Source organism: Bacillus cereus group sp. N21, from assembly GCF_016483395.1.
GTDB lineage: Bacteria > Bacillota > Bacilli > Bacillales > Bacillaceae_G > Bacillus_A > Bacillus_A pseudomycoides.
This window is the reverse complement of the sequence record NZ_JAEHBX010000002.1, coordinates 1-15,476: the sequence shown is the minus strand read 5'-3', so window position 1 is coordinate 15,476 and position 15,476 is coordinate 1. Positions and strand designations below refer to the sequence as shown.

Here is a 15,476-nt window from a genome sequence, read left to right as displayed (position 1 = left end):
GATAGCAATGAAAAGGGAGCATAACTGATGCTTCTTTTTTATTGCCCAAAAGGGGATGGGAACGATGGAGGAACAGATTTTCAATTCAATGATTCAACAAGGAGCATTCGCAGCGTTATTCGTGTGGATGCTTTTTACTACGCAAAAAAAGAATGAGCAGCGTGAAGCACAGTATCAAAAAGTCATTGAAAAAAACCAACAAGTCATCGAAGAACAAGCAAAAGCCTTTGGTTCACTATCAAAAGATGTATCAGATATCAAACAAAAAATCCTGGGGAAAGGAAATGTGCAATGAAGAAAACAATGAAACTATGTACTTCTGTTTTTGCAACGCTACTTATTTTATTTTCGTTTGTTACAGGTGCATTTGCTGATAGGGTTTTACTTATTCCAGATTTACCGAAACAACCATATCGCTATGGTGTAGGTGCTTATGAAGGCGTTGTTGCTCACAGTACAGCAACACCAGAAGCACCAGCTATTAATATTCAAAAATATGAGTCTCGTACATGGCGTTCCGCATTTGTTCATTATGCTGTGGATTGGAACGAAACAATTCAAATTGCTGATACAAAATACATTGCTTATGGTGCGGGTCCAGGTGCTAATAAGCGTTTTATACACGTTGAGCTTTGTGAAACAAGGGACTATGGTAAATTTAAACGCTCATATGAAAAGTACGTTAAATTGTTAGCGAAAATCTTAAAAGATAACAATCTATCTGTAGAAAAAGGATTGTGGACTCACTATGATGTAACGAAATATCTTGGCGGCACTGATCATGAAGATCCACTTGATTACTTACGTAGTCACGGTGTATCAGAAGCACAATTTCGTGCTGATGTAAAACGTACATATAATAACAGTGATGTTTCTGTTCCAGAACAATCATCTAAACCAGGCGAACCAGTAGCGAATGTGGAAGGCATTGCATATATTGAAGGTTACAATGTAAATCTTCGCAAGGGACCAGATGCAAGTTACTCTGTTATTCGTCAGTTAAATAAACCAGAATCCTATAAAGTATGGGGAGAAAAAGATGGATGGTTAAATCTTGGTGGGAATCAGTGGGTATATAACAATCCTTCTTACATCAAGTTTGAGAAGAAAGAACCAGTTAATCCGATTGCAGGTAAACGTGTTGTGTCCAAAGTGGACAACCTACGTTTCTATGATTCTCCATCTTGGCAGGATAAAGACGTTGCTGGTACTGTAGATACAGGGTTAGGATTCAAGTTTATTGATAAAGTTTCTGTAAATGGTTCACCACAGTATAAAGTGAAAAAAGGCAGAGATAATGTATATTACATTACAGCTAGTCCGTATTATGTACAAGTAAAATAAAACAGCCGATTCCTATGTGAAACGCACCCCAATTGTTAATTGTGTCTAACAATTGGGGTGCACTTCATATGAGTCGGTTTTTTATTTATGAAGCTTTATTCTCATTTAACATAGTTCCATACTGTACAGCTTTATTTGCATTCACTCTACCATTCTTCCAATAAGTTCCTGTTCCGGAGATTTTATCAGATGTGGTTTCAATAATTTGACGAATTTGTACGTTAGTGTAGCCTTGATTTGCTAATAATCCTGCAACTCCTGCCACCTGTGGGGTTGCCATAGATGTACCACTTAATGATCGGTACGTGTTGCCTTTATACGTAGAGTAGATACTTGAACCAGGGGCTGCTACATCCACCCAGCTTCCATAATTTGAGAAATAAGATTTTTGGTCATTTTGATCTGTAGATGCAACTGCAATTACTTCATTGTAATAAGCAGGATAATTTGGTCTTGTATTTCCATCATTTCCTGCAGCTGCAACTATCACAGCACCTTTATTCCAAGCGTATTGAATGGCTTGTTGTAATGCAGTTCCTCCATTAGAAGCTCCTAAACTTAAGCTAATGACTTTTGCTCCAGCATCGGCAGATTCTCTGATACCTTTTGCTACAGCATCAAGAGTACCACTTCCTTGACTATCAAGTACTCGGACTGCATATATAGAGGAGTGTGGAGCAACTCCTGCAACTCCAATATTATTGTTTGTAAGAGCACCCGCAATACCCGCACAGTGTGTACCATGACCATTTCCATCATCTGATTGGCTATCATTATCTACATAATCATGGCCGTATATAACTTTAGAGGATAAATCAGGATGATTACCTTGTACACCGGTATCGACAATAGCTATTTTGACAGCGGGAGCACTCCTTTGTGCATCCCATGCTTGAGGTGCTTGAATTTTTAGTAGCCCATATTGATTACTAAAATAGGGATCATTAGGAGTCCAAAATGCATGAAAATAATAGTTTGGTTCTGCATATTCTACATCAGGATTATTCTTATAAATCTTTATTTTATCTTTGACAGTACCTTTCGTAAATTTAACAACTTCAAACCTCAAGACATCATCTTTTGATACAACTTCAGCTCCTACTGATTTATGAAATTCTTGAGTTTTACTAAGAGAAGTACCACCTTTAAATTTTACAATAATTTGGTTCGGAACATATTCCTTGGATAAGGATTCTGCATTCGATACTGAGGGGTTAAAAAGGATGCAACCAAAAACCAAAGATAACGCAAGTAAAAAAACACCAATTTTACTTTTCAATAGATAATTCCTCCCTATTATTTTATCTTTGTTGATGTATGTTTCTTTTCAACTATATAGTTAGGTCAAGCGATGTATGATTAGTTTTTAAATTTCTGAAAATTCAATCTAATAAAGCGAGCTATTAATATAGAAGTTGTCCAAAAGACATTTCAATTACCAAAATGGTATTTTAAAGATAAATTTCAAAATAAAAACATGGTTTGGGATTATTTTTATTTCAAAAAGATGTTTGGAAAAGTAAAGGAAGAATGAGAAAGTAACAGTGAACGATTCTTACAATATAAAGTACACAATAGTAAAGACAAAACATACTATATAACAGCAAATGAAGCCTATGTACATGTGAAGTGGGAAATGAAAAAAGAGCATTCTGAATTGAGGAGAATGCTCTTTTTTTGTGGTTCTCTCGAATCTATTAAAAATTATATGTAGTCAATGCTCAATGTATTCATATAAAACTAAAAGTGCTATCTTCCCCAGTTGAAAATGGCACTTTTCTCTGTTTCTATTAGGATATAAGGCTTCTTCTTCACGCTTAATTTTTATAATAATTCTTCTTTTTTCTTTGACAACAGAAAAAGCTGACCACAATTAGTCAGCTTTTGTATACCATAATCATACTAGATTAACATAATCTATGATTTATTGGTATAAACTCAAAAGGCGTGTCTTTTTCCTCTAAGAATGCGTATTTTGATAATATTTCACATTGAAAATCTTACCAATGTTTTCGACTACAATGACAACAAATAATGAAACATTTACAACAACACTTTTCTTTCTTAGGTTTACAACAATCACACTGGTGCTTGTCTTTAGATTTCCAATCATCACAATGACGCTTCTTTTTACACTTACAACAATCACACTGGTGCTTGTCCTTAGACTCCCAACAATCATGTTCCCAGCACATTTCTATACCTCCCTTCAATTAAGGATCATATTATTCTATGTTTTAGTAAAAAAACTGCTTGTTTACTAACCTATTATTCTACTTATATATAATAGAATAGTGTTTACTTAAATATAGAGATAATACATATAATGGTTTTTATTAGTTTCAATAATGAATAGTAGTAATTATCTTAGGATGAAAAGCATATTAGTTATAGAATTTATTTTCGTATAAGGGGAATGAAAAGAATGAACAGAGTAGGAAAAACTGATTTTGTTTCTGGATTTGTACCTAATCATAACCATGGATCAGTGGATTATACATCTGTTGAGGCAGGACATGTACATCAATGTTTAGATGTTACATCCCCACCAATCCCTGCGCAGGATGGAGGACACATACATTACACAGAAGGATATGTTCTTTTTGAGGATGGACATACGCATTATTATAAGGCATATTCTGGATCAGCAATTCCGGTTGGGAATGGGATGCATGTTCATTATTATGATTTTTATACGACTGAGGATGATAGGCATAAACACTGTATTAAGGGAGTAGATCAACCAGCCCCAGGTGACAAATGGAATTTGTATAAAAACACCTTTTATGTAAAAAAGGTATCTTGTTAGAAGTTATTATAAAATTCAGAAATAATAATACACTTCCTAACTGTAGTGTCTCAATTTTTATATACAGTAAAATGATGAGATTTAGAAAATAAGGAGTGATTTTTATGTCTAGTCATCAACCTATTTCTAACCAACCTATTCCTGGTCATTTTGTTATGGATCCTCAACGAGCAATGCTTCTACCACCAGAATTGAAAGCAGCTCCATCAGAATCATTAACAGAACAACTTTTTATTGAAAGGTCATTAACAGAAAATCAATTTTGGTTAAGAATTATGAAGGAACATGCTCTATTTCTTAGTGAAGGATTTAATCGGAAAGATACAAATTTAATTCAACAAGTAGAACAGTTTTTTCAACTTTTTGACCGACATTTGCAAAAATCGTTTTCTATTCCTCAAACTGTTCAAGCAGTTAGGCAATTAAATGAGGAAAGTATTCAACTCGTTTATGCATTTCGTAATTATAAAAGAAATCTGTTAATTTTAATTATTAATTGTAAAGTAAGTGGGTTCAACTTTCCGTTATTAGTAGATCATATTGCACGTGAAGCAGAATATTTTATGAGGACGCTTCAAAAGTTTAATGAAGGAAAAATGGATCCGATTCAGGATGCAATTATTAGTGAAAATGTATTTTGGCTACGGATTATGATGGAGCACTCTCGTTTTATTGCCTCCTTGCTTGATCAATCAGAACGAAATTTAGTTCATACTGCTTTAAAATTTGGTGATGATTTTGAAGTTCTTCTTGGTCAAGCGAGGGATGTTGAATCAATGTTATATCAAAAGCAACCAACATATCCAATTATCGGAAAAATGAATAAAGATAGTGAAAATGCTACAGTTGAATTGAGGAATTTCAAAAAAGCTGGATTAGAGCTTATTCAAACATGTCAAATTAAAAATGTAATTAATCCGTTACTAGCTGATCATGTAACAAGGGAAGCGGAGCACTTCCTTTTTATGATTCATGTTTTGGAACAACGATTAAAACAAAAACAAATGGAACAATCTGTACAGTGAGAAAATTTATAATTTGTAATTTTTTTATTTATAACAAACACAGTGGATGAGATGGTTAAATTAGAATAGATATATTCTTATTAGAACATAAATTTTTAGCAGCTGTATATATAGCTGCTTTTATTTTTCTAGCATTTTTTAATATTTATAAGGAAGATATTTTAAAAGGTAAAGAACAAATGAAAAGAAAAACCGACTCATAATGTAGTCGGTTTTTTATTTACTTTTAAAGATTTTTGGCTTTTTCAAGTAAATCAACCACTTGTGTATGTTTCTCTTTTAATTCCTCATCATGTTTATATATAATAGAAGAAAGTGAAAAAATAAATATCTTTGTCGTCATCTTGTTGGTGTAAACCTTATGCGTTTAATGGCGACAAAACATATTTATTTTGTGCCATTTGGGCAAGATGCACCAGAAAAAAAACCAAATTCAATGGTAGCTCGTATGGAACTTCTTGAAGATACAATTATAGAAGCAATAGAAGGGAAGCAATTACAGCCAGTTGTTGTAGAAAAATTCAGATATATGAATTAAAAAACGAAAAAAAACAGACAATTTTTTACGAAACCATCATTCTTATCGCAGAATATGATAAAATTAATGTTATTAAGATTAGAAGGAGTACTCTATACTCCTTCTAATTCTAAGTATAGAAGGATTGGTATCTAGAAAGGGGCATAGTGATGGAAAAGGAAAAATCTTTTCATGTCGCTGTAGTTGGAGCAACCGGCGCAGTTGGTGAACAAATGTTAAATACTTTAGAGAAACGAGAATTTCCAATTGGGAAGTTAACGTTACTTTCATCTAAACGTTCTGCAGGCAAGAAGCTTGTATTTAAAGGAGAAGAATTCACAGTACAAGAAGCAACTCCTGAAAGCTTTGAAGGAGTCGATATTGCACTCTTTAGTGCAGGTGGATCTGTATCGAAACAACTAGCACCAGAAGCAGCAAAACGTGGTGCAATTGTGGTTGATAATACAAGTGCATTCCGTATGACAGAAAATGTACCACTTGTTGTACCTGAAGTGAATGAAAATGACTTAAAAGAACATAGTGGTATCATTGCAAATCCAAACTGTTCTACAATTCAAATGGTAGTTGCTCTTGAACCAATTCGTCAGCAGTTTGGTTTAAAACGAGTAATCGTTTCCACATATCAAGCTGTGTCAGGTGCAGGTGCTGCTGCAATTGAAGAGCTTCATGAACAATCACAAGCAATCTTAAATGGAGAAGAAGTAAAAGCAAATGTTTTACCTGTATCAGGTGACAAAAAACATTTCCAAATTGCTTTTAATGCCATTCCACAAATTGATAAGTTTCAAGATAATGGATTTACATTTGAAGAAATGAAAATGATTAATGAAACGAAAAAAATTATGCATATGCCCGATTTAGAAGTAGCAGCGACATGTGTACGTTTGCCAGTTGTATCAGGTCATTCTGAGTCCGTTTACATTGAAGTGGAAAAAGAAGGCGTAACTGTAGAAGAACTGAAAAACTTGCTTGCGGATGCGGAAGGAATTGTACTGCAAGATGATCCAGCAGAACAATTATATCCAATGCCATCTACTGCGGTAGGGAAAAATGAAGTATTTGTTGGGCGTATTCGTAAAGATTTAAATAATGAAAAAGGATTCCATCTTTGGGTCGTATCTGATAACTTATTAAAAGGTGCTGCATGGAACTCTGTTCAAATTGCAGAACGATTAGTAAAATTACAATTAGTGTAAACGGCTAAGAGAAGGTGCAAAAAATGAAAATTATTGTTCAAAAATTTGGTGGTACATCGGTACGTGATGAAAACGGACGTAAGCATGCACTTCACCATATTAAAAAAGCATTAGATGCTGGTTATAAAGTAGTTACGGTTGTATCAGCTATGGGACGTAAAGGTGAACCATATGCAACGGATACATTATTAAGTCTTGTAAATCAACAGGAATCTAGCATTTCAAAACGTGAGCAAGATTTATTATTATCATGCGGAGAATTAATCTCGGCAATCGTCTTTTCAAATATGCTAAATGAAAATGGTGTGAAAGCAGCAGCACTAAATGGTGCACAAGCTGGTTTTGTAACAAATGATGATTTTACGAATGCAAAGATTATTGAAATGAATTGTGATCGTATACATGGAGAGTTACAAAACGTAGATGCTGTTGTTGTTACTGGATTCCAAGGGCGAACTAAAGAAGGCGATACGACAACACTTGGACGCGGAGGTAGTGATACTTCAGCTTCAGCACTAGGTGTTGCGCTTCAAGCTGAATATATCGATATTTTTACTGATGTAGAAGGTGTGATGACTGCTGATCCAAGGATTGTAAAGGATGCGCGTCATCTTCAAAACGTAACATATAATGAAATTTGCAACATGGCTTATCAAGGTGCAAAAGTTGTTCATCCGCGCGCCGTTGAAATTGCAATGCATGCAAAAGTACCACTTCGTGTGCGCTCCACGTACTCTGATAGTGAAGGGACACTTATTGCTGCATATGATGGTGCTACAAAAGGCCGTGATGTAGAAGAACGACCTGTTACAGGTATCGCTCACGTATCAAACGTGACGCAAATTAAAGTGCTTGCAAAAGACGGATCGTATGATTTACAAAAGCATGTTTTTAAAGAGATGGCAAATGAAGGAATTAGTGTAGACTTAATTAACATTTCGCCTACAGGTGTGGCTTACACAGTAAATGATAATGTATCAAGTCGTGCTGTTGAAGTTCTTCATAAGCTTGGATATGATCCGATCGTGACGGAGCACTGTGCAAAAGTATCTATTGTAGGAGCTGGAATGGCAGGTATTCCAGGGGTTACTGCGAAAATTGTCACAGCATTGGCAGAAAAAGGTGTTCAAATTTTACAATCGGCAGATAGTCATACGACCATTTGGGTGCTTGTAAAAGAAGTAGATTTAGTGGAAGCTGTGAATGCATTGCATAGTGCGTTTGAGCTTTCAAAAGAAAAGCAACTGGAACAATAAGGAGTGAGACCATGATAGATTTTGGGACAATTGCGACAGCGATGGTAACACCGTTTGATAAAAATGGAAACGTCGATTTTGCAAAGACAACTAAATTGGTAAATTATTTAATTGATAACGGTACAACAGCAATCGTGGTAGGAGGAACAACCGGAGAGTCTCCTACATTGTCATCAGAAGAAAAAGTAGCGTTATATCGCCATGTTGTATCTGTTGTCGATAAAAGGGTGCCCGTAATCGCTGGAACAGGTAGTAATAATACACATGCTTCTATCGAATTAACGAAGAAAGCTACAGAAGTTGGTGTCGATGCAATTATGTTAGTGGCGCCGTATTATAATAAACCGAGTCAAGAAGGCATGTATCAGCATTTTAAAACAATTGCTGAAAGTACAGAACTTCCGGTTATGCTATATAATGTTCCAGGACGATCTATTGTACAAATCTCCGTTGATACAGTTGTTCGTTTATCAGAAATACAAAACATTGTTGCAATTAAAGATGCTGGCGGCGATGTATTAACAATGACAGAAATTATTGAAAAAACAGCGGACGACTTTGCTGTATACAGCGGTGATGATGGTTTAACGTTACCAGCTATGGCAGTTGGAGCTAAAGGTATTATTTCTGTTGCATCTCATGTGATTGGAAATGAAATGCAAGAAATGATTGCGGCATTCCAAGCAGGAGATTTCAAAAAAGCACAGAAATTGCATCAGTTACTTGTCAAAGTGACAAATGCATTATTTATGGCGCCGAGCCCAACTCCAGTCAAAACAGCGTTACAAATGGTTGGATTAGACGTAGGATCTGTACGTCTTCCACTTCTTCCATTAACAGAAGAAGAACGATTAACATTACAAGAAGTAATCCAATCGATTCCTCGCTAAATAAAAAATGGCTTAGTAAAAACTAGGCCATTTTTTATTTATCATTTTAACCGAGAAGACCCCCTCCTCTAAACGAAGTGAAGGCGGGGGTAGTTCAATTTATATAAAATTTCTATGCTTCTCTTCTCTTTCTCGCAAATTAACTTGTGTTCTATTTCTGGTATCAGTTATAATATGGCTAAGTAGCTTAGTACGGGTATGCTTAGCAAAATTGGAAAAAATTATGGTTTAACGGAATTTTTATATCATATCGCATAAGATATTTGATTTATATAATGAAAGAGAGGTGAAACCTGGTTTAAAAAACGAACAAGAACATGATATCGCATAACGGTAAGGACATTCGTCTTGGACGGTGAATATATGGTGGTTGTAGAGCTTCCCTGGTGTCTCTACGATTTTAGTGAAATCAGTGTTTGTAAGATTTTTAAACCAGGCAACAACATGAAGAGAAAAGAGATTGATTCTGTAAAGGTATTTGCTCTTGGTGGAGTAGGTGAAATCGGGAAAAATATGTATTGTGTGGAAATTGATTCCGAAATTTTTATTGTGGATGCAGGATTGATGTTCCCGGGAGACGAAATGTTTGGAATTGATATTGTTATCCCTGACATTACATATTTAGTAGAAAATCAAGAGCGAGTAAAAGGTTTATTTATTACACATGGTCATGAAGATCATATTGGTGGAATTGTTTATGTGCTGCGCAAACTTTCCATCCCGGTGTATGCAACGAAGTTAACGGTAGGTCTTATACAAGAAAAACTCGGTGAAGCGGGAATGCTAGGCCGTGTAGACTTAAAAACAATTGATTCGAATTCGGCTGTAGAATTTAATACGACAACGGTTTCATTCTTTGGAACAACACACAGTATCCCAGATTCTGTTGGTGTGTGCTTCCATACATCACAAGGAGCCATTGTATATACAGGAGATTTTAAATTTGACCAAACACCAATTGGCAACAGTGGGGCAGACCTTGGAAAGATGGCGCAAATTGGAAATGAAGGCGTTCTTTGTCTGTTATCAGATAGTACAAATGCTGAACGTCCTGGTTACACGGGGTCTGAAAAAGAAGTTGGTATAGAAATTTCAAAAGTATTTTATAATGCAGAAGGACGTATCATCGTTGCTTCTTTCGCATCTAATGTACATCGTATTCAACAAGTATTTGATGCAGCTGCTGAAACAGGCCGTAAAGTGGCCGTTGTAGGTCGTAGTATGGTAAAAGTGGTAGATATTGCAAGGCGTCTTGGATATTTAGACGTTCCAGATGGTATGGTTATTTCATTGCAAGAGGTAGATAATTTCCCGGAGAAGAAGGTAGCGATTTTAACAACTGGTAGTCAAGGGGAACCGATGGCAGCTCTTTCAAGAATGGCAAAGCAAGCTCATAAACAAATTTCAATCCGTAAAGGAGACACAGTTATCATTGCAGCTTCTCCAATTCCGGGAAATGAAATATCAGTATCTAAAATTATTGATTTATTATTTAGGGCTGGTGCAGAAGTTGTTTATTATGGAGAAAGAAAAGTTCATGTTTCGGGTCATGGTAGTCAAGAAGAATTGAAATTGATGCTGAATTTAATGAAACCGAAATATTTTATACCCGTACACGGCGAATTTCGTATGCAAAAAGCACATGCGTATTTGGCGGAAGATGTTGGTGTCTTGAAAGAAAACATTTTTATTGTAGAAAAGGGCGATGTAATTGCTTTTGAGGGCGAAGAGGCAAAGCAAGCTGGTAAGGTACAAGCGGGTAATGTTCTTATTGATGGATTAGGTGTAGGTGATGTCGGAAATATTGTCTTGCGTGATCGTAAGATGTTATCACAAGACGGAATTTTAGTCGTTGTTGTAACGCTTGGAAAAGATGAGAAAAAGATCATCTCTGGACCAGAAATTATTTCGCGTGGTTTTGTGTATGTTCGTGAATCTGAAGCGTTAATCGAAAGGTCTACAGATATTGTACGTACAATTGTTGAACAGTCCATTAAAGAGTATTCTATTGAATGGTCCATGCTAAAACAAAATATTCGTGAATTATTAGGACAGTTTCTGTATGAGGAAACGAAGAGAAAACCGATGATTTTACCAATTATCATGGAAGTATAAGAAAAACCACCTTTATCGGTGGTTTTTTCTTTTTTATCCCTATCGCATGAAATTTACAACTTAAGAAATAATAGTTGTATAAGAGTGAAAGGGGATGCGACATGACAGAACGTGATGGTTTAACAAATGAGGAAAAAGAAGCAGAACCGAAAGAGGATTCAAAAGAGGCGTCAGTAATAGAAAAAATCCAACAACTTGGTCAAACGAATGTTCCGCAAATGAATGAATCACGTATTCACTGCTTAACGATTGTTGGACAAGTAGAAGGACATGTGCAGCTTCCACCGCAAAATAAAACGACGAAATATGAACATGTAATTCCACAAATTGTGGCAATTGAGCAAAATCCAAAAATTGAAGGGTTACTTTTATTGCTAAATACTGTTGGTGGTGATGTTGAAGCTGGGTTGGCAATCTCTGAAATGGTAGCTTCATTATCGAAGCCAACTGTATCTTTGGTTTTAGGTGGAGGGCACTCGATAGGTGTGCCAATTGCAGTGTCAACAGATTATTCGTTTATTGCTGAAACTGCAACGATGACGATTCATCCAGTTCGTCTGACGGGTCTTGTTATTGGTGTGCCGCAAACATTTGAGTATTTGGATAAAATGCAAGAACGTGTAATTCGATTTGTAACAAAACACTCAAAAGTGACGGAAGATCGTTTTAAAGAGCTTATGTTTGCGAAGGGAAATTTAACACGAGATATTGGAACAAATGTAATTGGAATAGATGCAGTAAAGTATGGCCTTATAGATGATGTCGGTGGTATCGGGGATGCGATTCGAAAGTTGAATGAATTAATAGACATGCGAACAGATGGAAATCAAGACGGGAAGTTGCTGCAATGATTTTGTATACAATTATGCCAGAGCAACTTGTTTATCAGGCTGATTATTCACAGTATGAACAACAAAAAATAGTGAATGTAAATGGAGTAGAGATGATTGTATCTGAAGAGGGTAGTCAATATTATTCCGTTGTTCGTGTGCTAAGTACAAATCCATCCCACTACTTACAGTATGAACCAGGCCAGAAAATAACCTTTTAGCAAAAAGCAGGATTTTGTGTAGAAGCTATGGTATAATATAAAAAACAAGACGGTTGAGCAGCCATGATTAGGCTGCTTTCTTCTGTTCATTTGACATTTTACAAGAAGTGTAAAATGTCAAATGAACAGATCTAGAAGATGTGATGAACAACATGTAGAGAATACTTTCAATGAATGAAAGTCGTACTTAATTTTTGGACTTGGGGTGAAGAAATGGCAAAACAAAAGCAAAGAGGGACGAAATCAAAAGCAAGACGTACGATAAAGCCAACTTTGTATTACGAAATCGTCGGATTGACTCTTTTTGCACTTTCAATCATTACAATTTTACAGCTAGGTATTGTAGGGAAATCGTTTGTTTTCTTCTTTCGCTTTTTCTTTGGTGAATGGTACATAATTGGTGTGCTTGGTGTGATTGCATTATCGATTGCATTTGTTATAAAGCGCGCATGGCCAAACCTTTTAAATAAACGGTTAATCGGTGTCTATTTAATTGTATTAGCAATAGTAATGTTTAGTCATATTACATTATTTAATTTGCTTTCAAAAGAAGGAACCGTAGAAAATACATCTGTGATTGTCAGTACAAAAGATTTATTTTTTTATGAGATGAAGAAAGGTGTAGTAGAGTCCGTTCACTTAGGCGGGGGGATGGTTGGTGCCCTTATGTTTGCTACATGCTACTTTTTGTTTGATGAAGTAGGAGCCTACATTATAGGTATCATTCTTGTTATTCTTGGTATACTTTGCATTACAAACAAACACATTGGGGAAGTGTTAGCCCCGGTTGGACGAATACTCAGAAGTCAATTTCAGGGGATGCAAGGGGATTACAAGGATTGGAGATCGAAACGTACTGCTGAACAAACAGAAAAGAAAAAAACGACAAGGCGTACGCGTAGTGAACGTTTTGATAGCGAAGAAGAAATTACTGAGCCGTTAGAAGAGATAGAAATTGGACCGCCAATTATTTCGAATTTTACAGAGAACTATCCAGTTAGTGAAGAAAAAGATAAGGAAAGTGAAGATGAGATTGCAAATGAGTTGATTGCGCCGCCTTCTATGGCAGAGGAAGAGATTCCATCTGCATCAAAAGAACGAACACAAAAGAAACGAGGAGAAAAAATTGTTGAATCTCTGGAAGGAGAAACAAAAGCTCTTCCAATGCAATTTTCAAATGTGGAAAACAAAGATTACAAGCTTCCTTCTATCGATATATTGAAGTTCCCAAAAAATAAACAGGTTACAAATGAAAATGAGAAAATTTATGAAAATGCTCGTAAGTTGGAACGTACTTTTCAAAGTTTTGGTGTAAAGGCAAAAGTAACGAAAGTGCATAAAGGACCTGCAGTTACGAAATATGAAGTGTATCCTGATATGGGAGTAAAGGTAAGTAAAATTGTTAGTTTGAGTGATGATTTAGCACTCGCATTAGCTGCGAAAGATATTCGTATTGAGGCCCCTATTCCTGGGAAATCCGCGGTAGGGATTGAAGTTCCAAATTCAGAGGTTTCTATGGTAACGCTTAGAGAAGTACTTGATTCGAAAGCGAATAATCATCCGGAAGAAAAGTTATTAATTGGTCTTGGGCGTGATATTACTGGTGAAGCAGTATTAGCACGTTTAAATAAGATGCCCCATCTATTAGTAGCTGGAGCGACTGGTAGTGGAAAGAGTGTATGTATTAATGGTATTATTGTTAGTATTTTAATGCGTGCCAAACCACATGAAGTCAAATTAATGATGATTGATCCGAAAATGGTAGAGTTGAACGTATATAATGGTGTTCCGCACTTATTAACACCTGTTGTAACGGATCCGAAAAAAGCATCACAAGCTTTGAAAAAAGTTGTGAGTGAGATGGAGCGTCGCTATGAATTATTTGCTCATAGCGGAACGCGTAACATTGAAGGATATAATGAATACATTAGACATCATAATGAACAATCAGAAGCAAAACAGCCTGAGCTTCCATACATTGTTGTTATCGTGGACGAGTTGGCCGATTTAATGATGGTTGCTTCTTCAGATGTAGAAGATGCAATTATGCGCCTAGCACAGATGGCACGTGCTGCTGGTATTCATTTAATTATTGCGACGCAGCGCCCATCTGTTGATGTTATTACAGGTGTTATCAAAGCGAATATTCCATCACGTATTGCGTTTGCTGTGTCTTCACAAACTGACTCTCGAACGATTCTTGATGGCGGAGGCGCTGAAAAATTATTAGGACGAGGGGATATGCTGTTCATACCAATTGGAGCATCGAAACCAGTTCGTGTACAAGGTGCATTTTTATCAGATGATGAAGTGGAAAGAGTTGTGGAATATGTTGTTGGACAACAAAAAGCGCAATATCAAGAGGACATGATTCCACAGGATGTACCAGAGACAAGAAAAGAAGTAGAAGATGAATTATATGATGAAGCGGTTCAGCTTGTTGTAGAAATGCAAACGGCTTCTGTTTCTATGTTACAACGTAGATTCCGAGTGGGATATACACGTGCGGCGCGTTTAATTGATGCGATGGAGATGAATGGTGTAGTTGGACCTTATGAAGGTAGTAAGCCGAGAGAAGTTTTGATTAAAGATATACAAGAAAAAAGTTCTTAATAAAAAAGCCCAATTGTTTACAATGAACTGTACCCCGAATCGTGGACACTTAAAAAAAGTCCATGCTTCGGGGTTTTTGTGTATCTTTACACTCATTCCTCGTTATAATGGAAACAATGATAAAAGTGAGGTACGGGAAATGAGTAAAATTATTTTTAATGAAATGCAAATGAAGCAACTAGAGAAGAATGAAAATGTCGTGAAGGTATCAGAACGTTCTATTACCTATTGTTCTGATTTTAAAATAAAAGCTGTGAAAGAAAATCAAAGTGGGAAAGGTCCAAATCAAATCTTCCTGGAGAATGGATTCGATTTAGAGATCATTGGTGAAAGAAAACCAAATCAATGTTTAAAACGTTGGAGAAAAACGTATGAACAATTTGGAGAAGAAGGATTCTATACGGAACGCCGTGGAAAAGGAAGTGCTGGTCGCCCTTCTACAAAAATGTTATCTTCCGATGACAAGCTAAAGAAAGCAGAACCTCGTATTGCTTTTCTAGAAGCGGAACTGGCATTCTTAAAAAAGTTAGACGAACTCGAAAGGCAGGCGTTACAGAAGAAACGTTAACACCATGTGAAAAATATACACTCATTGAACAAACGATTCGTCGCTTCAACTTTCCACGCATGGTGCGTTAT

14 protein-coding genes and 2 pseudogenes are annotated in these 15,476 nt (G+C 36.1%); 14 read left to right on the top strand and 2 right to left on the bottom strand.

The window, feature by feature from the left end:
* The first annotated feature begins 64 nt into the window (after window positions 1–64).
* A complete protein-coding gene (locus tag JDS96_RS01095; protein ID WP_199665771.1) occupies window positions 65–295 on the top strand; it encodes a BhlA/UviB family holin-like peptide in 231 nt (76 codons plus the stop codon).
* On the top strand, window positions 292–1,344 hold the full coding sequence (locus tag JDS96_RS01090; RefSeq protein WP_199665770.1) for an N-acetylmuramoyl-L-alanine amidase: 1,053 nt from the start codon (window positions 292–294) through the stop codon (window positions 1,342–1,344). Before JDS96_RS01095 ends, JDS96_RS01090 begins: the two co-directional genes overlap by 4 nt.
* A gap of 85 nt (window positions 1,345–1,429) precedes the next feature.
* Here the strand turns inward: JDS96_RS01090 and JDS96_RS01085 are convergent, their stop codons facing one another.
* Window positions 1,430–2,623 carry a S8 family peptidase gene (locus tag JDS96_RS01085; protein ID WP_199665769.1) on the bottom strand — a complete coding sequence of 398 codons (1,194 nt, stop codon included), beginning with the start codon at window positions 2,621–2,623 and terminating at the stop codon, window positions 1,430–1,432.
* A gap of 256 nt (window positions 2,624–2,879) precedes the next feature.
* On the opposite strand from JDS96_RS01085, the pseudogene JDS96_RS31820 reads away from it, so the two are divergent.
* Window positions 2,880–2,974, top strand: a pseudogene (locus JDS96_RS31820) (N-acetylmuramoyl-L-alanine amidase); the annotation flags it as partial.
* Window positions 2,975–3,304: 330 nt separating this feature from the next.
* Here the strand turns inward: JDS96_RS31820 and JDS96_RS01080 are convergent.
* A complete protein-coding gene (locus JDS96_RS01080) occupies window positions 3,305–3,493 on the bottom strand; it encodes a hypothetical protein (RefSeq protein WP_199665768.1) in 189 nt (62 codons plus the stop codon).
* A gap of 276 nt (window positions 3,494–3,769) precedes the next feature.
* Here JDS96_RS01080 and JDS96_RS01075 point away from each other — a divergent pair, with 276 nt between their 5' ends.
* The 11 genes and pseudogenes from JDS96_RS01075 (at window position 3,770) to JDS96_RS01025 (ending at window position 15,405) form a co-directional block, all read left to right on the top strand.
* Window positions 3,770–4,153, top strand: coding sequence for a YmaF family protein (locus JDS96_RS01075; protein WP_199665767.1), 384 nt, complete (start codon window positions 3,770–3,772; stop codon window positions 4,151–4,153).
* Window positions 4,154–4,257: 104 nt separating this feature from the next.
* The gene (locus JDS96_RS01070) at window positions 4,258–5,178 is read left to right on the top strand and encodes a DUF2935 domain-containing protein (protein WP_199665766.1); all 921 of its coding nucleotides are present in this window, start codon (window positions 4,258–4,260) and stop codon (window positions 5,176–5,178) included.
* Window positions 5,179–5,521: 343 nt separating this feature from the next.
* Window positions 5,522–5,716: pseudogene (gene spoVFB / locus JDS96_RS01065) on the top strand (dipicolinate synthase subunit B); the annotation flags it as partial.
* Between the two features lie 149 nt (window positions 5,717–5,865).
* On the top strand, window positions 5,866–6,912 hold the full coding sequence (gene asd, locus JDS96_RS01060; RefSeq protein ID WP_199665765.1) for an aspartate-semialdehyde dehydrogenase: 1,047 nt from the start codon (window positions 5,866–5,868) through the stop codon (window positions 6,910–6,912).
* Between the two features lie 23 nt (window positions 6,913–6,935).
* The gene (dapG, locus tag JDS96_RS01055) at window positions 6,936–8,168 is read left to right on the top strand and encodes an aspartate kinase (protein ID WP_018782290.1); all 1,233 of its coding nucleotides are present in this window, start codon (window positions 6,936–6,938) and stop codon (window positions 8,166–8,168) included.
* A gap of 11 nt (window positions 8,169–8,179) precedes the next feature.
* Window positions 8,180–9,058, top strand: coding sequence for a 4-hydroxy-tetrahydrodipicolinate synthase (gene dapA, locus JDS96_RS01050; protein WP_003203717.1), 879 nt, complete (start codon window positions 8,180–8,182; stop codon window positions 9,056–9,058).
* A 444-nt stretch (window positions 9,059–9,502) separates the two neighbouring features.
* Window positions 9,503–11,173, top strand: a complete 1,671-nt coding sequence (locus JDS96_RS01045) for a ribonuclease J (RefSeq protein ID WP_006095695.1) — start codon at window positions 9,503–9,505, stop codon at window positions 11,171–11,173.
* Between the two features lie 101 nt (window positions 11,174–11,274).
* The gene (locus tag JDS96_RS01040) at window positions 11,275–12,024 is read left to right on the top strand and encodes a ClpP family protease (protein ID WP_003203721.1); all 750 of its coding nucleotides are present in this window, start codon (window positions 11,275–11,277) and stop codon (window positions 12,022–12,024) included.
* Window positions 12,021–12,224 carry a YlzJ-like family protein gene (locus JDS96_RS01035; RefSeq protein ID WP_018782288.1) on the top strand — a complete coding sequence of 68 codons (204 nt, stop codon included), beginning with the start codon at window positions 12,021–12,023 and terminating at the stop codon, window positions 12,222–12,224. Before JDS96_RS01040 ends, JDS96_RS01035 begins: the two co-directional genes overlap by 4 nt.
* 213 nt (window positions 12,225–12,437) lie before the next feature.
* Complete coding sequence (locus JDS96_RS01030; RefSeq protein WP_199665764.1) at window positions 12,438–14,837, top strand: DNA translocase FtsK; 2,400 nt, start codon at window positions 12,438–12,440, stop codon at window positions 14,835–14,837.
* A gap of 139 nt (window positions 14,838–14,976) precedes the next feature.
* Window positions 14,977–15,405: an HTH domain-containing protein gene (locus tag JDS96_RS01025; RefSeq protein WP_199665763.1), complete on the top strand. Its 429-nt coding sequence runs from the start codon at window positions 14,977–14,979 to the stop codon at window positions 15,403–15,405.
* Window positions 15,406–15,476 lie beyond the last annotated feature (71 nt).